Here is a 19,949-nt window from a genome sequence, read left to right on the forward strand (position 1 = left end):
CCAGGGGCGGCACGGGTGGGCAAGGCGGCCCCCAAGCGCCGGGCAGGCGCCAGCGGAGGGGCCGCCACAAGAACCCGGAAAAGCTACGCAGGCACGTGCACGGACGCAACCCGGGAAGCAACCAGCCGCTCCCGCTCGGCCCGAGCCGCCCGCTTCCGCAACCGCAACATCTGGCTCACCCCAAGCGCCTGCAAGAAGAACACCGCCGAGAACGCCACCCGGTAATTGTCGCCGGAGGCATCAAGCAACACCCCGACCAGCAACAACGTCGTCATGGACGCGATGAACCCGCCCATGTTCACGATCCCGGACCCCGTGCCCTGCCGCTCGGGCGGATTCGCGGGCCGGGCGAAGTCGAACCCGATCATCGACGCGGGCCCGCACGCCCCGAGCACCACGCACATCACGACGAGCAGCCACATGGGCGCCCGCCCGGGCCACGCGATGGGCGCGGCCCAGAGCAGCGCGGTGGTCCCCACCGTGCCGAGCGCCAGCGGCAGCCGCGCCGCGTGATGCCGGGCGACGATCTGCCCGTACACGAGCCCGATGACCATGTTGGCGAGGACGACCAGCGTCAGCAGCTCCCCGGCGACCCCGCGCGAAAGCCCCTGTGCCTCGACGAGGAACGGCAGCCCCCACAGGAGCAGGAACACCATCGCCGGGAACTGGGTCGTGAAGTGCACCCACAGCCCGAGCCGTGTCCCGGGCTCGCGCCAGGCCGCCGCGATCTGCGCCCGCACGAACGCCGCTCCCTTGTGCGCGGCGGGCACGGGCGCGGGTTCGAACCCCTCGGGGTGGTCCTTGAGGAAGAGCAGCATCAGGACCAGGACGACGACGCCCGCGAGCGCGCTCCCGGCGAACGCGGCCTCCCAGCCGATCCCGTGCAGCAGCCGCGCGATGACCAGCGTGGAGACGAGGTTGCCGGCCATGCCGACGAGCCCGGCGAGCTGCGCGACCAGCGGCCCGCGCCGCGCCGGGAACCAGCGGGTGCCGAGCCGCAGCACGCTGATGAACGTCATGGCGTCGCCGCACCCGAGCATCGCGCGGGAGGCGAGCGCCATCCCGTACGACGACGAGAACGCGAAGCCGAGCTGTCCGACGGTGAACAGGACCACGCCGAAGGTGAGCACCTTCTTCGTGCCGAGCCGGTCGACCATGAGGCCGACGGGTATCTGCATGCCCGCGTAGACGAGCAGTTGGAGGATGGAGAAGGTGGAGAGGGCGGAGGCGTTGATGTGGAACCGCTCGACGGCGTCGAGCCCGGCCACGCCCAGGGACGTACGGAAGATGACGGCGACGAAGTAGACGGCGACGCCGATGGACCAGACGGCTATCGCCCTGCGGCCGCCGGGCGGATCGCCGGGCAGGGAGGCCGAGCCGGGAGAGCCGGAGGAGGCGGAGCTCATCGCACGTCACCCCGCGCCAGGTTCTGGAACCAGCCCACGTGCCGCCGCACCACGGCGACCGCCGCCTCGGCGTCCCCGGAGCGCAGCGCGTCGAGGAGTTCACCGTGCTCGGCGAGGGTCTTGGCGATGCGGTCGGGGTGGGAGTGCATGACGGCGACGCCCATCCGCAGTTGCCGGTCGCGGAGTTGGTCGTAGAGGCGGGAGAGGATCTCGTTGCCGCCGCTGCGCACGATCTCGGCGTGGAAACACCGGTCGGTGGCGGCGGCGTCCGCGAACTGTCCTGCGGCGGCCTGGAGCCGCTGGGTGTCGAGCAACTCCGCCAGGCGCTCGATGAGCCGCGGCTGCGCGGGGACGGCCTTGCGCACCGCGTGCTCCTCGACGAGCAGCCGGGTCTCGACGACGTCCGCGATCTCCTGCGCCGAGACGGGCAGCACGAGGGCGCCCTTCTTCGGGTAGAGCCGCAGCAACCCCTCGACCTCCAGCTTGAGCAGCGCCTCGCGCACGGGGGTACGGGAGACCCCGACGGCGTCGGCGAGTTCGCCCTCGGTGAGCAAGGTGCCGCCCTCGTAGCGGCGTTCGAGCACACCGCGCTTCACATGGGCGTAGACGCGGTCGGCAGCGGGGGCGCGTTTTTCGGTGACGGTCGAGGGCATGCGCACATCATAGATACAACACGTACGCAAGCCGGACCGCGTCCGCCATGTGGGATGCCGACCGAATGGTGACACCAGGCGGCTTTACGAGATTTTGTGCTCCGTCCGTGCAACCCCCCACCCGCCCCACGTGTCTCATCATTGCGCGTCCCGCCCAAAGGGCGGCGCATTAAGGGCACTTGGAGCGTCCATCTTGAAGACTCGCATAACGGGCATCGCGGTTCTGGTCGCCGGAACCGTGCTCACCAGCGGAGCGCTGACCACCTCCGCACAGGCCGCCTCCGCACCGGCCGTACCGAAGATCGCCGCCGCCGGCGGGTTCGTGATGAACAACGGGACGGGCAAGTCCCTGTTCACCAAGGCCGCGGACACCCGCCGGTCGACCGGGTCCACGACGAAGATCATGACCGCGAAGGTGGTGCTGGCCCAGCGCGGCCTGAACCTCGACTCCAAGGTCACGATCCAGAAGGCCTACAGCGACTACATAGTGAAGAACAACGCCTCGTCGGCCCGGCTCATCGTCGGCGACAAGGTCACCGTTCGCCAACTCCTCTACGGGCTGATGCTGCCGTCCGGCTGCGACGCCGCGTACGCGCTCGCGGACAAGTTCGGCTCGGGCTCCACGCGCGCCGCGCGTGTGAAGAGCTTCATCGCCAAGATGAACAAGAGCGCCACGGACCTGGGCCTGAAGAACACCCACTTCGACTCGTTCGACGGCATCGGCAACGGCAAGAACTACTCGACGCCGCGCGACCTGACGAAGATCGCCTCGTCGGCGATGAAGAACTCCACGTTCCGCTCGATCGTGAAGACGAAGTCGACGAAGCAGAAGGTCACGACGAAGTCCAACGGCTACCGCTACATGTCGTGGTCCAACACCAACACGCTGCTCGGCACGTACTCCGGCGCCATCGGCGTGAAGACGGGCTCGGGCCCGGAGGCGGGCTACTGCCTCGTCTTCGCCGCCACGCGCAGCGGCAAGACCGTCATCGGTACGGTCCTGAAGTCGACGTCGGTCAACGCGCGCACGTCCGACGCGAAGAAGCTCATGGACTACGGCTTCAAGAGGTAGTCCCGCACGGAGGCGCCCCGGAGATGCGGGGCGCCCCGTCAGGGGCGCGGGGAACTGCGCGCCCTGCCACGACGGCGCCGCACCGGAGAACCGGGCGGCGCCGTAACGGTGCTAGGCCCAAGTGATCAGACGCCGGGGACGCTCGAGAACGGCCGCCACATCCGCGAGCACCTTCGACCCCAACTCCCCGTCCACAAGCCGGTGATCGAAGGACAGGGCCAGGGTGGTTACCTGACGCGGCTTGACCTTCCCCTTGTGCACCCAGGGCTGGAGCTTGATCGCCCCGACGGCGAGGATCGCCGACTCCCCCGGGTTGAGCAGCGGCGTACCGGTGTCGACGCCGAAGACGCCGACGTTGGTGATGGTGACCGTGCCGCCCTGCATCGCCGCCGGGGACGTCCTGCCCTCACGCGCCGTGGCCACCAGGTCACCCAATGCGGATGCCAGTTCGGGCAGGGTCTTGGCGTGGGCGTCCTTGATGTTCGGGACGATGAGCCCGCGCGGGGTCGCCGCGGCGATGCCCAGGTTCACGTAGTGCTTCTGGACGATCTCCTGGTTGGCCTCGTCCCACGCCGCGTTGATGTCCGGGTTGCGCTTGATGGCGACGAGCAGGGCCTTGGCGATGAGCAGCAGCGGGTTGACCCGCAGCCCCTGCATGTCCTTGTCGGCCTTCAGCTCCTCGACGAGCTTCATCGTGCGCGTCACGTCGACCGTCACGAACTCGGTGACGTGCGGCGCGGTGAACGCCGAGCCGACCATCGCCTGCGCCGTCGCCTTGCGCACGCCCTTCACGGGGATGCGCGTCTCGCGGACGCTGTCGTACGAGGCCGCGGGCGCCGCCACCGACGCGGGAGCCGGAGCCGGTGCCTGCGCCGGGGCCTCGGGGGCCGTCGGCGCGGGCGCCACCGCCGCGTGCACGTCCTCGCGCGTGATGATGCCGTCGGGGCTCGACGGGATCACCGCGGCGAGGTCCACGCCGAGATCCTTGGCGAGCTTGCGCACGGGCGGCTTGGCCAGCGGCCGCTGAGCGGCGACCGCCGCGGCCGTCCCGTTGGGGGCCGTGCCGGTGGGGGCCGTCCCATTGGCCCCCGGGCCGGTGGCCGCCGCGCCGGTGGCGGCCGTCCCGTTGGCGGCCGTCCCGGCGGCCGCCGTGCCGTTCGCCGCCGCCCCGCCGACCGGTGCCTCGGCACCCTTGCGGGCCCGCCGCTTGGTGGATGTCTCGGCGACGCCGTAGCCGACGAGCACGGGCTGCCGGCCCTGCGGCTCGGCGCTCTCGGCCTCGGCCTCCGCCGCGGTGTCGACAGGGGCCTGCACGACGGGCTCGGGCTCGGGCGCGTCCCCCGCCACGTCCACGGAGATGATCACCTGGCCGACGTCGACCGTCGTGCCCTCGGGGAACAGCAGCTCCTTGACCACCCCGTTGAACGGGATCGGCAGCTCGACGGCCGCCTTCGCCGTCTCCACCTCGCAGACGACCTGTCCGTCCTCGACGGTGTCACCGGGTTGTACGTACCACTTGAGGATTTCGGCCTCGGTCAGACCTTCGCCCACGTCGGGCATCTTGAATTCGCGCGCCATGACGGTCAGCCCCTCTCAGTACGCAAGCGAGCGGTCGACGGCGTCGAGCACCCGGTCCAGGCCCGGCAGGTACTCGTCCTCCAGGCGCGCCGGAGGGTACGGGGCGTGGTAGCCGCCGACCCGCAGCACGGGCGCCTCCAGGTGGTAGAAGGACCGCTCGGTGATCCGCGCGGCCAGCTCGGCACCGGAGCCGAAGAAGACCGGCGCCTCATGGGCGACGACCAGGTGGCGGGTCTTCTCCACCGACTTCTGCACGGTGTCGAAGTCCATCGGCGAGATCGAGCGCAGGTCGAGGACCTCCAGGGACTTGCCCTCCTCCTGGGCCGCCGCCGCGGCCTCCAGGCAGACCTTCACCATCGGCCCGTACGCGGCGAGGGTCAGGTCCGTGCCCTCGCGCACCACGCGCGCCTTGTGCAGGTCGCCGGGGACGGCCTCGGTGTCGACCTCGCCCTTGTCCCAGTAGCGCCGCTTCGGCTCGAAGAAGATCACCGGGTCGTCGCTCTGGATCGCCTGCTGGAGCATCCAGTACGCGTCCGAGGCGTTGGAGGGGGAGACCACCTTCAACCCCGCCACGTGCGCGAACAGCGCCTCGGGGGACTCGCTGTGGTGCTCGACCGCGCCGATGCCGCCGCCGTACGGGATACGGACGACGACCGGTGTCTTCACCTTGCCGAGCGCACGCGCGTGCATCTTCGCGAGCTGGGTGACGATCTGGTCGTAGGCCGGGAAGACGAATCCGTCGAACTGGATCTCGACCACCGGCCGGTAGCCGCGCAGGGCCAGGCCGATGGCGGTGCCGACGATGCCGGACTCGGCGAGCGGGGTGTCGATGACCCGCTCCTCGCCGAAGTCCTTCTGCAGGCCGTCGGTGACGCGGAAGACGCCGCCGAGCTTGCCGACGTCCTCGCCCATGACGAGGACCTTCGGGTCGTTCTCCAGCGCCGTGCGCAGCGATTCGTTGATCGCCTTGGCGATCGGAAGCTTCTGTACCGCCATGTCCTCAGGCCTCCCCGGCCGCTTCGTCGGCGAACGACGCCTGGTAGGCGACGAACTGCGCGCGCTCCTCGTCGACGAGCGCGTGCCCGTCCGCGTACACGTTCTCGAAGATCGCGAGGTGGCCCGGGTCCGGCATGGCCCGTACGACGTCACGCACCCGCTTGCCCAACGCCTCGCTCTCGGCGTCGAGTTCCGCGAAGAACGCCTCGTCCGTGTCGGTCACGGCCTCGAGGTAGGTGCGCAGGCGCAGGATCGGGTCCTTCGCCTCCCAGGCGACGCGCTCCTCGTCCGCCCGGTACTTCGTCGGGTCGTCGGAGGTGGTGTGCGCGCCCATGCGGTACGTGAACGCCTCGACCAGGGTCGGGCCCTCGCCGCCGCGCGCCCGCTCCAGGGCCCAGCGGGTCACGGCGAGGCAGGCGAGGACGTCGTTGCCGTCGACGCGGACGCCGGGGAAGCCGAAGCCCTGCGCGCGCTGGTACAGCGGCACGCGCATCTGGCGCTCGGTGGGCTCGGAGATCGCCCACTGGTTGTTCTGGCAGAAGAAGACCACCGGCGCGTTGTAGACGGCGCCGAAGTTGAAGGACTCCAGGACGTCGCCCTGGCTGGAGGCGCCGTCGCCGAAGTAGGCGATGACGGCGGAGTCCGCGCCGTCCTTGGCCACGCCCATCGCGTAGCCCGTGGCGTGCAGCGCCTGCGAGCCGATGACGATCGTGTACAGGTGGAAGTTGTTGCTGTTCGGGTCCCAGCCGCCGTTGTTCACGCCGCGGAACATGCCGAGCAGGTTGGTCGGGTCGACCCCGCGGCACCAGGCGACGCCGTGCTCGCGGTAGGTCGGGAAGACGTAGTCGTCCTCGCGGGTGGCCCGCCCGGAGCCGATCTGGGCGGCCTCCTGGCCGAGCAGCGACGCCCACAGGCCCAGCTCGCCCTGGCGCTGCAGGGCGGTGGCCTCGGCGTCGAAGCGGCGGGTGAGGACCATGTCGCGGTACAGGCCGCGCAACTCGTCGTCGGTGATCGCGTCGACGTACGCGTCGTACACCGCGGTCTGCGCCGTCCTGACCCGCTTCCCCTCGGGGGTCAGGAGCTGCACCAGCTCGGGTCCCTGGGCCGCGGCGGCCTTGGCCGCGGTCTTCCTCGGGGACTTCTTCGCGGCGGCCCGCTTGCGCGGCGGCTGCGCCTTCTGCGCGGCGGCAGTGCTGTCAGCACTGTCTACGGTCACGTGTGCTCCTCCGTCGGTCCGGCCCCCGGGATTGCCGGATGGCCAGTCGGCTCGGCTCGCCTGATCCGTCCACGCACGGGGTGGGTGCGGTGGAGCCGGGTTCAGGCGTGACTAGGAAAAACGAAAAGAACCTGTGCTCCGGCAAGCACCCTTCACCCAGCACGTTACCCAGTGCGCCACACATCTGCGAAACCCCATCTGACCTGCGATTTTGCTTGGATTTCCAAGTAATTCGATGCTTGGATCTCCTACTATTCGCGCGGCCGGTGGAGCGTCGCAGGTCACAGCGTGTGGACTGTGCCCTGGTCTCAGCCTGGCAGCGGGCCGGAACACCGGCACGTTATCCCGGTCACCCAGCGCGCGGGAAGAGCCGGTGTGTGAGACTGCCATCGTGCGCGAAGACGGAAAAATCACCGTATTTCTGCTCGACGACCATGAAGTGGTGCGCCGCGGCGTCCACGAGCTGCTCGCCGTGGAGGAGGACATCGAGGTCGTCGGCGAGGCCGGCACCGCCGCCGACGCCCTGGTGCGCATCCCCGCGACGAGGCCCGACGTCGCCGTGCTCGACGTACGCCTCCCGGACGGCAGCGGCGTCGAGGTCTGCCGCGAGATCCGCTCCCAGGACGAGTCGATCCGGTGCCTGATGCTGACCTCGTACGCGGACGACGAGGCCCTGTTCGACGCCATCATGGCGGGAGCCTCCGGCTACGTCCTCAAGGCGATCCGGGGCGACGAGCTGCTCACGGCCGTCCGCGACGTGGCGGCGGGCCGCTCGCTGCTCGACCCCGTGGCCACCGCCCGCGTCCTGGAGCGGCTGCGCGACGGGGGCCGCTCCAAGGACGACGACCGGCTCGCGAACCTCACCGAACAGGAGCGCAAAATTCTCGACCTGATCGGCGAGGGCCTGACCAACCGCGCGATCGGCGAGCGCCTCCACCTCGCCGAGAAGACGATCAAGAACTACGTCTCCAGCCTCCTGTCCAAGCTCGGCATGGAGCGCCGCTCGCAGGCGGCGGCCTACGTGGCACGCATGCAGGCCCAGAAGCAGCACTGACCGCACGCGGTCCGGGACCTAGGTCCCGCCCGTTCGGGGGCGGGCGCCCCTTCTGCCGCGCGGGCCCGGCGGCGCACAGTGGTGGCATGCCTCCCGAGACGACGTGGCCGCACGACCCGGAGCGCGGCTTCGAGCTGCTCGCGCGGGTACGTCACGGGCGCGTGGCCACCAGCATGCGCGCCCTGCCCTTCCTGGCCGCCGCCCGCCACATCGTGGCGGGCGGACGGCTGCTGCTCCGCCTGCACCGCGGCTACGGCTACCACCTGGCCTGCGCCGGCAGCGTGGTCGCGTACGGCGCGGACAATCTGGGCCCCGGCGCCCGCGGCACCCACTGGTCCGTGCAGTGCGTCGGCACGTGCGCGCAGGTCGAGCCCACCGCCGCCGAGCTGGAGCTGTTCGGGCCCGCCCCGCACTTCGCGGACGGCGAGCGGTTCGAACCGGTGTATCTGCGCGTGGACCCGCAGCTCGTGACCGTGCACGAGCTGCGGGACGCGTAGCCGCGCGGCTCCTGGCCGCGCGGCTCCTGGCTCAGCCGCCGGTGAGGCCGCCCGTGTCGGTGCCCGCCGCGGCCCCGGCGTTGCCGCCGCCGGTCTCGCCGCCCGTGTCGGTGCCACCGTCGCCGGTGCCGCCCGCGTCGTTGCCACCGCCGCCGCCGTTGCCACCGCCGCCGGTCGTCACGGAGGACGGCGGCGGGGACTCCGGCTCCGTCTCCGTGGGGGTCTCCGGCGCCGAGGGCTGCCCGCTCTGCTGCGGCGGCTGGTTCGACGCCGACTTCGTCGGCGTCCAGTTCCCGTTCCCGCCCGTGCCCGGCTGGGCGGGCGGCGTGTAGTCGCTCTGGCCGCCGGTGTCCTCGTTCGGGTCCTGCGTCTCGCCCTTGGTCGCGTCGTCGCTGGCCGACTTGCTCGGCTCCTTCGACTTCTTGGACTCGGTCGCCGACGGGGACTGCTTGGTGCCGCCGCCGTCGCCCTTGTCGTTGCCCGCGCTGAGCGCCAGGGCGACGCCCACCGCGATCGCGATGACCGCGAGCGCGGCGACGATCCACAGCTTGCCGCGGCCGCTGCCGCCCCGGTTGCCCTGGCCGTCGAAGCCGCCGTCGTCGCCCGGCGGGCGCAGCATCGGCTGCGCGGCCGTGGAGCCGTGGTCGCCGGGGTGCGGGAGCGCGGTGGTGCCGGCCAGGCCCATCGCCGCGGTGGTGCCGCCCTCGTGCGCGGCGGCGTCGACCGGGCCGGTGTTCCAGGTGCCGGTGTGGCCGCCCTGCTCGTACAGCATCGACAGGCCGTACTGGACGAGCCCGCGCATCTCCTCGGCCGTCTGGAACCGGTCGTCCGGGTCCTTGGCGAGCGAGCGCATGACGAGGCCGTCCAGCTCCGGCGGCACCCCGTCCGTGACCTGGGACGGCGGGACGGGGATGTCCTGGACGTGCTGGTAGACGACGGAGAGCGGCGTCTCGCCGGTGAACGGGGGCCGCAGCGCGAGCAGCTCATAGAGCAGGCAGCCGGTCGCGTAGAGGTCCGAGCGGTGGTCGACGGCCTTGCCGAGCGCCTGCTCGGGCGAGAGGTACTGCGGGGTGCCCATGACCATGCCGGTCTGCGTCATCGTGGACTGCGCGCCGTGCAGGGCGCGGGCGATGCCGAAGTCCATCACCTTCACCGCGCCGGTGTTGGTGATGATCACGTTGGCGGGCTTGATGTCGCGGTGCACGATGCCGTGCTGGTGCGAGTAGGCGAGCGCCTCAAGGACCCCGGAGACGATGATGAGGGCCTGCTCGGGGCCGGGCGCCTCCGCGTTGAGCAGCAGGTCACGGATGGTGCGGCCCTCGACCAGCTCCATGACGATGTACGGAACGGTCGAGCCGTTCACGTGGTCCTCGCCGGAGTCGTAGACCGCGACGACGGCGTGGTGGTTGAGGCCGGCGACCGACTGGGCCTCGCGCGTGAAGCGGGCCTTGGAGACCGGGTCCTCGGCGAGGTCGGAGCGGAGCAGTTTCACGGCGACGGTGCGCCCGAGGCGTACGTCCTCGGCCGCGAACACCTCGGCCATGCCGCCCCGGCCGAGTCTGTGCGTCAGCCGGTACCGGCCGTCCCCGACGAGCCCGCCGTTACCCCACATCTCCGGCGCATCTGACATACCGCCGCCAGTCGCCTCGGGGTCGGACGGGCCCTGAGCGCGCTGCTGCTGTGCCATCAGTCCTCGCCGTCGTTTCTGTCCGTGCTGCCGTTGCCGCCGGATCACTCGTCGGAGTACGCGCGGTTGTGAAATACGGTCTCCGTCGGGCCACGCTACAGGCTTCGGACGCGGCTCCGTTCCGAGATGGACCGGACATCAAACCCGTTGCCGTGCACGCCTTGCAAATCGTGCGCGCAATTTTCGCGCCCGTTCGACGAGCGTTCCATGACCGTCCCGCGCCGGGACCGGTGGTCATGGACCTGTAACGCTTGCGCGACGCTTCCCGCCCGTACGGTCACGGATCGGGCATCGAGCTTGACGTGCCCGTGGCCTCGGGCAGACTTGGCCGGGAATAGCTGAATTCGATCACCGGCCGCGCCGACGCGGGGCGCGATGGGGGACGTAAGACATGAGCCAAGACGGTGGCGCCGGTGGCCGCTACGCGGGTCGGTCCGTTGCGGGCGGCCGCTATCAGCTGCGTGACCTGCTCGGCCAGGGCGGCATGGCGTCCGTGCACCTCGCGCACGACACCCGGCTCGACCGGGCCGTCGCCATCAAGACTTTGCACACGGAACTCGGCCGCGAGGACTCCTTCCGCCAGCGCTTCCAGCGCGAGGCCATGTCCGTGGCCAAGCTCACGCACACGAACATCGTCTCGGTCTACGACTCGGGCGAGGACGACCTCGACGGAACGATCACGCCGTACATCGTCATGGAGTACGTCGAGGGGCTTCCGCTCGGCTCCGTGCTCGACCAGGACGTGCGCCAGTACGGCGCCATGCCCTCCGACAAGGCGCTGAAGATCACCGCCGACGTCCTCGCCGCGCTGGAGATCAGCCACGAGATGGGCCTGGTACACCGCGACATCAAGCCGGGCAACGTGATGATGACGAAGCGCGGCGTCGTCAAGGTCATGGACTTCGGCATCGCCCGCGCCATGCAGTCCGGCGTCACCTCCATGACGCAGACCGGCATGGTCGTAGGCACCCCGCAGTACCTCTCGCCCGAGCAGGCGCTCGGCCGCGGCGTGGACGCCCGCTCCGACCTCTACTCGGTCGGCATCATGCTCTTCCAACTGGTCACGGGGCGGCTGCCGTTCGAGGCGGACTCGCCGCTCGCCATCGCCTACGCGCACGTCCAGGAGGAGCCGGTCGCGCCCTCCTCGATCAACCGCTCGCTGCCGCCCGCCGTCGACGCGCTCGTGGCCCGCGCCCTGAAGAAGAACCCGAACGAGCGCTTCCCCAGCGCGGAGGCGATGCGGGACGAGTGCCTGCGCGTCGCCCAGTCGCTCGCCGGCGCACCGTCCGTCGCGCCGAGCATCGTGCCGGGCGCCCCGACGGCGAGCGGCGCGGGCGTCGGCTCGGCCGTCTTCCCGCCGGTCGACCAGAGCGGGGTGCCCGCCCCTGGCCCCGTGCAGCAGCCGTACCAGGTGGGCCACTACGGCGCGCCGACGCCGCAGCCGCAGGCCGGGTACGGCTACCCGCAGCAGAACATGCAGGGCGGCTACCAGACGCCGCCGCCCGCGTCCCCGTACGCGCCGCAGGGCCAGCAGCACACGCCGCCGCCGTACACGGTCGGCCACCAGCCCGCCACGACCGGCACGCAGGGTGCGGGCGGCGGGGGCCGCAACAAGGCGGTGATCATCGCCTCGATCGTCGTCGCGCTCGTCGCCATCGGCGGTCTGATCACGGCTCTGTCGCTGAACAAGGGCGACGACACCGGGGGCGGCGGTGGCACCGACAAGCCGTCCCAGTCGGCGGTCGCCGGGCACAAGGGCCCCGATCTCACCAAGACCATCGCGACGGACCAGTGCACCGAGCCGACCATCGGCAGCAACGACGAGAACAAGATCAAGGTCCCGGACTTCTACCTCAAGAACATCGACTCGGTGAAGGCCTGCCTGCGGGCCGCGGGGTGGAGCAAGACCATCAAGCCCTACGACGAGAACACGTACGGCGAGGGGTCGGTCATGGACCAGTTCCCGGCGGCGGGCACCGAGGTCGACCCGGACAACGTCAAGATCGACCTGAGCGTCTCGACGGGCAACCCGCCGTCCTGACGCCCGACGGCACTGGAAAGGGCCCGGTCCGCACGGACCGGGCCCTTCGCCGTCGTCAGAGGTCAGGATCTACAAGAAGGTTCTACAGGTACGGGCCGCCCGAGCGGCCCATCGTCCGCGGGTCCTCGCCCTCGCCGTCGCCCCCGCCGACACCCGGCGGCAGCGCGCGGCGCATCTGCTCCAGTTGCGCGCGGGCCGCCATCTGCTGGGCGAACAGCGTCGTCTGGATCCCGTGGAACAGCCCTTCGAGCCAGCCCACCAACTGGGCCTGCGCGATCCGCAGTTCCGCGTCGCTCGGCGTCGCGTCCTCGGTGAAGGGCAGCGAGATCCGCTCCAGCTCCTCCACCAGTTCGGGCGCGAGCCCGTCCTCGAGCTCCTTGACCGAGCTGGCGTGGATCTCCCGCAGCCGCTGCCGGCTCGCCTCGTCCAGAGGAGCCGCGCGCACTTCCTCCAGCAGTTGCTTGATCATGCTGCCGATGCGCATCACCTTGGCGGGCTGTTCCACCATCTCCGTCACCGGAACCTCGCGGGATTCGTCGTCTCCGCCGCCGCCCAGAGCCATTCCGTCCTGGCCCACGACCAGGATCTGCGGGTTCTCCGGCGACCGTTCGTTCCTCGGCATCTCCATGCAGCCATTCTCTCGCACCCAGCGGTCACTCCTCGGTGGTGCCCCCATTGCGGGGTGATCCACCACCTTCGTACGGGCTCCGGGTCCGGGGTGCCCGTTTACGTAGGGTATGTGACGCTTGTCGGAGGCGCCGGACGGACGCGAGGGCGAGGGGACGGTCATGCGGGGCATGGACACAGCGCGCGTCCGGTGGACCTCTCGCACGGCGAGCGGACGGGCGCGGGGCGCGGTCGTCGCGGGTGGACGCGAGCAGGGCGGCGCCGTCGCACGGGCGGTGATCGTCGCCGTCGTGTGCGGCGCGCTGGGCTTCCTCGCCTGTGTCCTCGGTCTTGCGGGCGTGGCCGGTGCGTCCGTCCCGGTCGGCCCGGCGCACGCCGCCGAGCCCTCCCCGGGCGGCTCGCTCGCCGGCAGCCGGGCCGGTGTGGGACGCACCCCGCCGGGGCGAGCGCTGCCCGACCCGGACCACGACGCCGCCGCCCTGCCGCCGCCCGAGGCCCAGCCGTCCGCCTCCACACCGCCGAGCGCGCGCCCGCAGCGCCCGGGGACCGAGCAGCCGGCCACCAGCGCGCGCGGCCAGGGGGCCGAGGCTCCGCTGGGCAACGTGGTGCCGCTGGGGGCGGGGCTGCTCCTCACCGGGCTCGGCCTCGGCTTCCTGGCGCTGCGGCTGCGCCGCTAGGGCGTGTCCGGTCTCACGGGCGCGTGAGCAGGACCTTGCCGATGTGGCCGCTCTCCTCCAGGATCCGGTGCGCCCGCGCGGCCTCGTTCATCGGCAGCTCCTGGTCCACGATCGGCCGTACGTGACCGTCCTCGATCAGCGGCCAGACGTGCTCGCGCACCGCCGCGACGACCGCCGCCTTCTCCGCGAGCGGCCGCGCCCGCAGCGTGGTCGCGGTGATGGCGCCGCGCTTGCCCAGCAACGTACCGATGTTCAGCTCGCCCTTGACGCCGCCCTGCATGCCGATGATGGCGAGACGGCCGTTGACGGCGAGCGCGTCCACATTGCGGTTCAGGTACTTGGCGCCCATGTTGTCGAGGATGACGTCGGCGCCCGCGCCGCCCGTGGCCGCCTTGATCTCCTCGACGAAGTCCTGCTCGCGGTAGTTGATGAGGATGTCCGCGCCGAGACCCGCACAGAAGTCGAGCTTCTCCTTGCTGCCCGCCGTGACGGCGACCTTGGCGCCGGCCGACTTGGCGAGCTGGATCGCCATGGTCCCGATGCCGCTGGAGCCGCCGTGCACGAGGAACGTCTCGTCCGGCCGCAGGTGGGCGATCATGAAGACGTTGGACCAGACCGTGCAGGTCACCTCGGGCAGCGCGGCGGCCTTCACCAGGTCGAGCCCCTTCGGGACCGGCAGCAACTGCCCCGCCGGGACGGCCACCTTCTCGGCGTAGCCGCCGCCCACGAGCAGCGCGCACACCTCGTCGCCCACGGACCAGCCCGAGACGCCGGGGCCGATCTCGGCGATCCGGCCCGCGCACTCCAGGCCGGGGTAGGGGGAGCTGCCGGGCGGCGGGCTGTAGAAGCCCTGCCGCTGGAGCAGATCGGCGCGGTTGACGGCGCTGGAGACCACCTCGACCAGGACTTCGCCCTCGCCGGGTACGGGGTCGGGGACCTCCGCCCAGACGAGCGCCTCGGGTCCGCCGGGTTCCGGGATCGTGATCGCATACATGGCGGCGAGGCTACTCCGCCACCGGCGTCGGACCTGGTGCGACGCCGGTGTCCGCCGCCAGGCTCAGTCCTGCGGCAGGGGTTTCGTGTCGGGGGCGACCTGGGTCGTCGGCGTCACCCGCACGATCGTGATGAGCCGGTCGGTCAGCTGGAGCGCCCCGATCGCCTTGTCGTCGTAGCCGAGCACGCGATGTCCTCGTACGACGCTGACGACCAGGTCGTCCACCTCCTTGGGCTTCAGACCGACCTCGGACTTTATGACCGGGCGCTCGATCAGGTCGAGGCCGCTGCCCTTCTGGATGAGGTCCTCCATGACCATGCCCGCGTGCGGGCTGAGCACCGACATGCCGAGCAGCCGCCCCGCCGCGCTGGCACTGGTGATCACGGCGTCGGCGCCGGACTGGCGGAGCAACTGCGCGTTCTCCTCCTCGCGCACGGCGGCGACGATCTTCGCGCTGCGGTTCAACTGCCGTGCCGTGAGCGTCACGAGGACCGCCGTGTCGTCCCGCTGGGTGGCGATGATGATCTTCCGGGCGCGCTGCACCTCGGCGCGCAGCAGCACATCACTGCGGGTCGCGTCCCCGACGACACCGGCGTACCCCAGGCTGTTCGCCGCCTCGACGACCTTGCCGCTCGGGTCGACCACGACGACCTGCTCGGGCTTCAGACCGGTCGCACAGACGGTCTCCACCGCGCTCCGGCCCTTGGTGCCGAAGCCGATGACGACAGTGTGGTCACGCAAGTTGGACCTCCAGCGGTTCAGGCGCCATTCCTCCCGGGTCCGTTCGGTGAGGACTTCGAGCGTGGTGCCGACCAGGATGATCAGGAACAGCACACGCAGCGGCGTGATGAGGAAGATGTTGGTGAGCCGCGCCCCGTCGCTGACCGGCGTGATGTCGCCGTAGCCCGTGGTGGAGAGGGTGACGGTCGCGTAGTAGAAGGCGTCGAGGAGATCGACCCTGCCGTCGGAGTTGTCGTTGTAGCCGTCGTGGTCCAGCCAGACGAGGAGCGCGGTGAGGACGAGCACGGCCAGAGCCATCAGGACTCGGCGGGCGACCTGGCGCAGCGGACGCTCGACGATCCGCCGGGGCAGCTTCACCCGGTACGTCGTCGTCTTCTCGTCCGCTTGGCGCGCCATGGCGTCATGGCCGGCCAGTTTCACGTGAAACGCCCTTCCCTGCCTGGGGGTTGCTGAGGTGACCACCGGTGGTGCTGGTGCTGCCGTGCTGTCATGCGGGGTCCATGGTGGCGTGTCGCGTCGGAGACTGCGCGGGCAGGGGTCCTCCGGCGGCGGAACCCCAGGACCAGGGCAGGTCGAGGATCTCCACCTCCTGGCCCTCGTGGGCGCCGCCCGGGGGCACGACCGCGAGCCCGTCGGCGGCGGCGATGCCGCGCAGCATCGCGGGCCCGTTGTAGTGCAGCGGCACCGCCCAATCGTGCCCGCTGCCGCTGTCCTGGCGCAGGGCGACGGGGACGAGCCGGGTGTCGTGCGGGTGCCCCTGGACGTCCTGGTGCAGAGGAGCGCCGTACGGGGCCCCGCCCTCGGCCCGCCCCGCGAGCACCCGCAGCAGGGGCTCGGCGAGCGTCAGCAGCCCGGAGACGGCCGCCAGCGGGTTGCCGGGCAGGCCGACGAGGTGCCGGCCGTCGCTCAGGCGGGCCAGCAGCATCGGATGCCCCGGGCGGACCGCGACCCCGTCCACGAGCAGCTCGGCGTCGAGCGCGCGCAGTGTGGGATGGACGTGGTCGACCGGCCCCGACGCGGTACCGCCGGTGGTCACGACGAGGTCCGCCTTGGCCCCCCGCACCGCTTTGAGCAGTGCTTTCGCGTCGTCACCGAGGCGACGTACGGCGGTGACCTCGACGCCGAGCGCGCGCAGCCAGTGCGGCAGCATCGGGCCGAGCGCGTCCCGGATGAGACCGTCGCGGGGCAGACCGGAGGTCAGCAACTCGTCGCCCAGGACGAGGACTTCGGCCCGTGGGCGCGGGAAGGTCGGCAGCTCGTCGTACCCGGCCGCCGCCGCGAGGCCGAGCACGGCGGGGGTGACGAGGACCCCCGCGGGCAGCAGCACCTCGCCGCTGCGGCACTCCTGACCGCGCGGGCGGATGTCCTGGCCCTGGGTGACGTGGCGCAACGGGTGCAGACGGCCCTTGTCGTCGATGCGGCCGTGCTCGCTGCGGATCACTGCCGTGGTGTCCGCGGGGATACGGGCGCCGGTCGCGACGGGCGCGGCCTCGCCGTCCCCCAGCGCCCCGGGCACCGCGTGCCCAGCGAGGATCCCCGCACCTTGTACGTCCCAGGGACCCGGCCCCGCGACGACCCAGCCGTCCATCGCCGACGTGTCGAAGGGCGGCAGGTCGGTGAGGGCGGTCAGGGGGGCGGCGAGGATCAGGCCGTGGGCGCGGTCCAGGGGGGTGGGGGTCGCTTCGCGGGGGGCGTGGTGGGCGGCCTCGCGAGCGGATTGGCGGGCTGTGGGCCAGGGGGTTGGGGCGGGGGTACGGGTCGGGCTGGGGCCCGGGGTGTCGTTGTTCGCCCGGGGGGCGGGGGCGGGAGGGGGTGGGGTGGCGTGGCCGGGGTCGGAGGTGTCGCCAGTGCCATGGGTGTCGCCGGTGCCGTGGGTGGGCTCGGTGGTGCCGTGCGGGTCGTCGCCGGGCCGGGTGCCGGGGTCGTTTCCCGTGGCGGGGCTCTGGGCGTCATCGCCGGGCTGGGCGGAGCCGCTGGTGCCGTGGGCGGACTCGGCGGCGACGCGGGTGCTGTTGGCGAGGGCGATCACCTCGTCCACGTAGGCGTCCAGGGGGTCCCTGGTGTCCACGGAGTCCCCGGTGTGCATGGAGTCCCCGGTGTCCAACGGTTCGGCCGCTGCCGTCCGGCCCTCGGGCCCCTTCACTGCGCGGCTCGACCGGCGTCCGGCCCGGGGGCGTCCGGTTCCGGCGCGCCCGGCTCCGGGGCGGCGGGGCCCGGCTCTGCGAGGTCCGACGCGGCGGGGCCCGGCTCGGCGGGGCCCGGCTCGGCGGGGCCCGGCTCGGCGGGGCCCGGCTCGGCGGGGCCCGGCTCGGCGGGGCCCGGCTCGGCGGGGCCCGGCTCGGGCGGGGACTCGGCCTCGCGGGCCCACCTGTTGGCGAGCACGGCGGCCTTCACCGCGGCGGCGGAGACCGCCTCGGGCCCGCCTCCCGCCTGCGCCGCCGCGTACCCGACGAGGAACGTCGTCAGGGGCGCCGCGGGGCGGGCGACCCCATGGGCCGCGTCGCGGGCGAGATCGAGCAGAACGCCGGTGTCGACGTCCAGGTCGATGCCCAGTTCGTCCTTGGCTGCGGAGATCCATTCATCCAACACGTGACCATGCTCCCTGATCCGTGACCGGGCGGCGGCGATGTCGTCCCAGGTGTCGCAGTCGAATGAGGCGACGGGGTCGGTGATGCGGACCGTGTCCAGGCTCCGGACGAGGAGCCTCAGGGGCAGTCCGGTGAGCGCCCCGTGCTCGGCACGCAGCGCGGCCAGGACCCGGCGCAGGGCGGACGCCCGATAGGCGGCGACGAGCGGCTGATCCCGGCCGTCGCTGTCGACGAGCAGGACACCCTCGCCCCGCATGTCGCGCGTAACGAGCGTGTCGAGCGTCGTGAGCAGGCGGCGGACGGTGCGCGCGCGCAGGAACGGCAGATCGGCGGAGAGGACGACGACGCTCCCGGCCTGGCCCCCCGCACCGCTCAGGGCGTGCAGACCCGCGTCCAGCGCGGCGAGCGGCCCGCCGCCCGGTGGGTCCTCGCGCGCCCAGACGACGGCCCGCTCGGTCGGCCTCGGTTCGGCGACCACCACAGTGCTACGGGCCCCGGCGCAGGCGGCGAGGACCCGGTCGAGCAGCGCCCGGCCGCCGATCCGCACCCCGGGTTTGTCCGCGCCGCCGAGCCGCCGCGCGGCACCCCCGGCGAGAACGACGGCGTCGTACGCGCGGGTGCCGTGGACGGACTCGGCGGCTTCGGTCATGGACCGAGTATGCGGTCTCGGAGCGGATCGGACGGGACGGGAAGGGGCCGGGTCGGATCAGAGCGAGCGCAGCAGCACGGCGGGCTGCTCCACACAGTCGGCGACGTACCGCAGGAAGCCGCCGGCGGTCCCCCCGTCGCACACCCGGTGGTCGAAGGTGAGCGAGAGCTGGACGACCTGGCGCACGGCCAGCTCCCCCTGATGCACCCAGGGCTTGGGGGTGATCCGGCCGACGCCGAGCATCGCGGCCTCGGGGTGGTTGATGATCGGCGTGGAGCCGTCGACGCCGAACACGCCGTAGTTGTTCAACGTGAAGGTGCCGCCGGTGAGTTCTCCGGGCGTCAGCGTCCCGGCGCGCGCCGACTCGGTGAGCCGGGCGAACTCGGCGCTCAGCGACTCCGCCCCGCGCGCGTGGGCGTCCCGTACGACGGGGACGACCAGCCCGCGCGGGGTCTGCGCGGCGAACCCGAGGTGCACCTCGTCGATGCGCACGATCTCGCGGCGCTCCATGTCGACGGTGGCGTTGAGCTCCGGGTAGCGGGCGAGCGCGGCCGTGCAGATGCGGGCGAGCAGCGCGAGCACGGAGATCTTCGGCCCGGCGGACGGGCCGGTCGCGGCGTTCATCGCCGCGCGCGCGTGCATGAGCTCCGTGGCGTCGGCATCCACCCAGCAGGTCGCGTCGGGTATCTCGCGCCGACTGCGCGCCAGCTTGTCGGCGACGGCCCCGCGCACACCGCGCAAGGCGGTCCGGTGCCCCTCCGGGATGTGCGGGGCGGGTGCCTCGGCGACGCGGACGTCCGCTTCGACGCGCGCCGCCAGGGCACGCTCGACGTCCCCCCTGAGAATGAGCCCCTCAGGCCCGGACCCACGAACTTCCCGCAGATCAAGCCCTTGATCCCGAGCAAGCTTCCGCACAATGGGCGAAACAACCGCCACGACCCCGCCGGGGCCACTGCCTACCTTGGCTCCCGGACCAGCGGCTTCGGGTGCCGTACGCCCCGCGCCTGCGTCACCTGCGTCCTGAAGCACCGCACTCCCGCCCGGCACCTCGCCCTCCCCGCCGGAACCCTCGGCCCCGCCGAACCCCGCACCGGCTCCCCCCGAAGGGCGCCGCACCCGCCTGCGTCGTGCCGCGGGCGCAGCCGTTCCGTAGCCCACCAGGACGTTCCCGGAGGACTCCGTACCGTGGCCGGCGGAGCCCCCGTCCGGCTCGGGCTCTCCGACCGCCACCGTCAGCAGTGGCGCCCCGACGGGCAGCTCCGTGCCCTCCTCGCCGAAGCGGGCTGTGACCACGCCGCCGTAGGGGCAGGGCACCTCGACCATCGCCTTGGCGGTCTCCACCTCGACGACGGGCTGGTCGACGGCGACCACGTCGCCGACCGAGACCAGCCACCGTACGATCTCCGCCTCGGTGAGCCCTTCGCCGAGGTCGGGCAGTTTGAACTCAAGGACCTGCGCCATCGGCCCGTCCCC

The 19,949-nt window shown here is 72.1% G+C and carries 16 protein-coding genes and 2 pseudogenes; 6 read left to right on the top strand and 12 right to left on the bottom strand.

The window, feature by feature from the left end:
- Positions 1-83: 83 nt before the first annotated feature.
- Both ABZ877_RS33600 and ABZ877_RS33605 read right to left on the bottom strand, forming a co-directional pair.
- Positions 84-1,406 (bottom strand): MFS transporter, encoded by a 1,323-nt coding sequence (locus tag ABZ877_RS33600; protein WP_361079246.1) that lies wholly within the window; start codon positions 1,404-1,406, stop codon positions 84-86.
- Positions 1,403-2,059 carry a GntR family transcriptional regulator gene (locus ABZ877_RS33605; protein ID WP_361079248.1) on the bottom strand — a complete coding sequence of 219 codons (657 nt, stop codon included), beginning with the start codon at positions 2,057-2,059 and terminating at the stop codon, positions 1,403-1,405. The genes ABZ877_RS33600 and ABZ877_RS33605 overlap by 4 nt, the downstream gene beginning before the upstream one ends.
- 214 nt (positions 2,060-2,273) lie before the next feature.
- Between ABZ877_RS33605 and ABZ877_RS33610 the strand changes: the two genes are divergently transcribed.
- Complete coding sequence (locus ABZ877_RS33610; RefSeq protein ID WP_361079362.1) at positions 2,274-3,131, top strand: D-alanyl-D-alanine carboxypeptidase; 858 nt, start codon at positions 2,274-2,276, stop codon at positions 3,129-3,131.
- 111 nt (positions 3,132-3,242) lie between these two features.
- Here ABZ877_RS33610 and ABZ877_RS33615 read toward each other — a convergent pair whose 3' ends face one another.
- From ABZ877_RS33615 to pdhA, 3 genes are read right to left on the bottom strand one after another with little or no spacing between them, the layout of a single operon-like run.
- Positions 3,243-4,709 (bottom strand): dihydrolipoamide acetyltransferase family protein, encoded by a 1,467-nt coding sequence (locus ABZ877_RS33615; RefSeq protein WP_361079251.1) that lies wholly within the window; start codon positions 4,707-4,709, stop codon positions 3,243-3,245.
- A gap of 15 nt (positions 4,710-4,724) precedes the next feature.
- Positions 4,725-5,705: an alpha-ketoacid dehydrogenase subunit beta gene (locus ABZ877_RS33620; protein ID WP_361079253.1), complete on the bottom strand. Its 981-nt coding sequence runs from the start codon at positions 5,703-5,705 to the stop codon at positions 4,725-4,727.
- A 4-nt stretch (positions 5,706-5,709) separates the two neighbouring features.
- A complete protein-coding gene (gene pdhA / locus ABZ877_RS33625) occupies positions 5,710-6,921 on the bottom strand; it encodes a pyruvate dehydrogenase (acetyl-transferring) E1 component subunit alpha (protein ID WP_361079255.1) in 1,212 nt (403 codons plus the stop codon).
- Between the two features lie 391 nt (positions 6,922-7,312).
- On the opposite strand from pdhA, the gene ABZ877_RS33630 reads away from it, so the two are divergent.
- On the top strand, positions 7,313-7,975 hold the full coding sequence (locus ABZ877_RS33630; RefSeq protein WP_361079258.1) for a response regulator transcription factor: 663 nt from the start codon (positions 7,313-7,315) through the stop codon (positions 7,973-7,975).
- 86 nt (positions 7,976-8,061) lie between these two features.
- Positions 8,062-8,472, top strand: coding sequence for a pyridoxamine 5'-phosphate oxidase family protein (locus ABZ877_RS33635; RefSeq protein WP_361079261.1), 411 nt, complete (start codon positions 8,062-8,064; stop codon positions 8,470-8,472).
- A gap of 31 nt (positions 8,473-8,503) precedes the next feature.
- On the opposite strand, the gene ABZ877_RS33640 is transcribed toward ABZ877_RS33635, so the two are convergent.
- Positions 8,504-10,159: a protein kinase gene (locus ABZ877_RS33640; protein WP_361079263.1), complete on the bottom strand. Its 1,656-nt coding sequence runs from the start codon at positions 10,157-10,159 to the stop codon at positions 8,504-8,506.
- Positions 10,160-10,550: 391 nt separating this feature from the next.
- Here ABZ877_RS33640 and ABZ877_RS33645 point away from each other — a divergent pair, with 391 nt between their 5' ends.
- Positions 10,551-12,200, top strand: coding sequence for a protein kinase (locus ABZ877_RS33645; protein WP_361079265.1), 1,650 nt, complete (start codon positions 10,551-10,553; stop codon positions 12,198-12,200).
- An 82-nt stretch (positions 12,201-12,282) separates the two neighbouring features.
- On the opposite strand, the gene ABZ877_RS33650 is transcribed toward ABZ877_RS33645, so the two are convergent.
- Positions 12,283-12,828, bottom strand: coding sequence for a bacterial proteasome activator family protein (locus ABZ877_RS33650; RefSeq protein ID WP_361079268.1), 546 nt, complete (start codon positions 12,826-12,828; stop codon positions 12,283-12,285).
- 169 nt (positions 12,829-12,997) lie between these two features.
- On the opposite strand from ABZ877_RS33650, the gene ABZ877_RS33655 reads away from it, so the two are divergent.
- Complete coding sequence (locus tag ABZ877_RS33655) at positions 12,998-13,504, top strand: hypothetical protein (RefSeq protein WP_361079271.1); 507 nt, start codon at positions 12,998-13,000, stop codon at positions 13,502-13,504.
- 13 nt (positions 13,505-13,517) lie between these two features.
- Here the strand turns inward: ABZ877_RS33655 and ABZ877_RS33660 are convergent, their stop codons facing one another.
- From ABZ877_RS33660 to ABZ877_RS33670, 3 genes are all read right to left on the bottom strand, one after another.
- Positions 13,518-14,498, bottom strand: a complete 981-nt coding sequence (locus ABZ877_RS33660; RefSeq protein ID WP_361079274.1) for an NAD(P)H-quinone oxidoreductase — start codon at positions 14,496-14,498, stop codon at positions 13,518-13,520.
- Between the two features lie 63 nt (positions 14,499-14,561).
- Complete coding sequence (locus ABZ877_RS33665; protein ID WP_361079277.1) at positions 14,562-15,659, bottom strand: potassium channel family protein; 1,098 nt, start codon at positions 15,657-15,659, stop codon at positions 14,562-14,564.
- Positions 15,660-15,726: 67 nt separating this feature from the next.
- Positions 15,727-17,325 (bottom strand): molybdopterin molybdotransferase MoeA, encoded by a 1,599-nt coding sequence (locus tag ABZ877_RS33670; protein WP_361079280.1) that lies wholly within the window; start codon positions 17,323-17,325, stop codon positions 15,727-15,729.
- A gap of 56 nt (positions 17,326-17,381) precedes the next feature.
- Between ABZ877_RS33670 and ABZ877_RS33675 the strand changes: the two are divergent.
- Positions 17,382-17,531, top strand: a pseudogene (locus ABZ877_RS33675) (hypothetical protein); the annotation flags it as partial.
- A 72-nt stretch (positions 17,532-17,603) separates the two neighbouring features.
- Here the strand turns inward: ABZ877_RS33675 and ABZ877_RS33680 are convergent.
- Together ABZ877_RS33680 and ABZ877_RS33685 are read right to left on the bottom strand one after the other, a co-directional pair.
- Positions 17,604-18,476 (bottom strand): annotated as a pseudogene (locus tag ABZ877_RS33680) (NTP transferase domain-containing protein); the annotation flags it as partial.
- A gap of 57 nt (positions 18,477-18,533) precedes the next feature.
- Positions 18,534-19,937 carry a dihydrolipoamide acetyltransferase family protein gene (locus ABZ877_RS33685; protein ID WP_361079283.1) on the bottom strand — a complete coding sequence of 468 codons (1,404 nt, stop codon included), beginning with the start codon at positions 19,935-19,937 and terminating at the stop codon, positions 18,534-18,536.
- Between the last annotated feature and the right edge of the window lie 12 nt (positions 19,938-19,949).

The sequence above is a fragment of the Streptomyces sp. NPDC046939 genome (assembly GCF_040644575.1).
Taxonomy (GTDB): Bacteria; Actinomycetota; Actinomycetes; order Streptomycetales; family Streptomycetaceae; genus Streptomyces.

What these genes read in the sequence shown, in the direction of transcription:
- ABZ877_RS33600 (WP_361079246.1), bottom strand. Translation starts at nt 1,406, where the DNA reads ATGAGCTCCGCCTCCTCCGGCTCTCCCGGCTCGGCCTCCCTGCCCGGC.
- ABZ877_RS33605 (WP_361079248.1), bottom strand. Translation starts at nt 2,059, where the DNA reads ATGCCCTCGACCGTCACCGAAAAACGCGCCCCCGCTGCCGACCGCGTC.
- ABZ877_RS33615 (WP_361079251.1), bottom strand. Translation starts at nt 4,709, where the DNA reads ATGGCGCGCGAATTCAAGATGCCCGACGTGGGCGAAGGTCTGACCGAG.
- ABZ877_RS33620 (WP_361079253.1), bottom strand. Translation starts at nt 5,705, where the DNA reads ATGGCGGTACAGAAGCTTCCGATCGCCAAGGCGATCAACGAATCGCTG.
- ABZ877_RS33635 (WP_361079261.1), top strand. Translation starts at nt 8,062, where the DNA reads ATGCCTCCCGAGACGACGTGGCCGCACGACCCGGAGCGCGGCTTCGAG.
- ABZ877_RS33640 (WP_361079263.1), bottom strand. Translation starts at nt 10,159, where the DNA reads ATGGCACAGCAGCAGCGCGCTCAGGGCCCGTCCGACCCCGAGGCGACT.
- ABZ877_RS33645 (WP_361079265.1), top strand. Translation starts at nt 10,551, where the DNA reads ATGAGCCAAGACGGTGGCGCCGGTGGCCGCTACGCGGGTCGGTCCGTT.
- ABZ877_RS33650 (WP_361079268.1), bottom strand. Translation starts at nt 12,828, where the DNA reads ATGGAGATGCCGAGGAACGAACGGTCGCCGGAGAACCCGCAGATCCTG.
- ABZ877_RS33655 (WP_361079271.1), top strand. Translation starts at nt 12,998, where the DNA reads ATGGACACAGCGCGCGTCCGGTGGACCTCTCGCACGGCGAGCGGACGG.
- ABZ877_RS33660 (WP_361079274.1), bottom strand. Translation starts at nt 14,498, where the DNA reads ATGTATGCGATCACGATCCCGGAACCCGGCGGACCCGAGGCGCTCGTC.
- ABZ877_RS33670 (WP_361079280.1), bottom strand. Translation starts at nt 17,325, where the DNA reads ATGCACACCGGGGACTCCGTGGACACCAGGGACCCCCTGGACGCCTAC.
- ABZ877_RS33685 (WP_361079283.1), bottom strand. Translation starts at nt 19,937, where the DNA reads ATGGCGCAGGTCCTTGAGTTCAAACTGCCCGACCTCGGCGAAGGGCTC.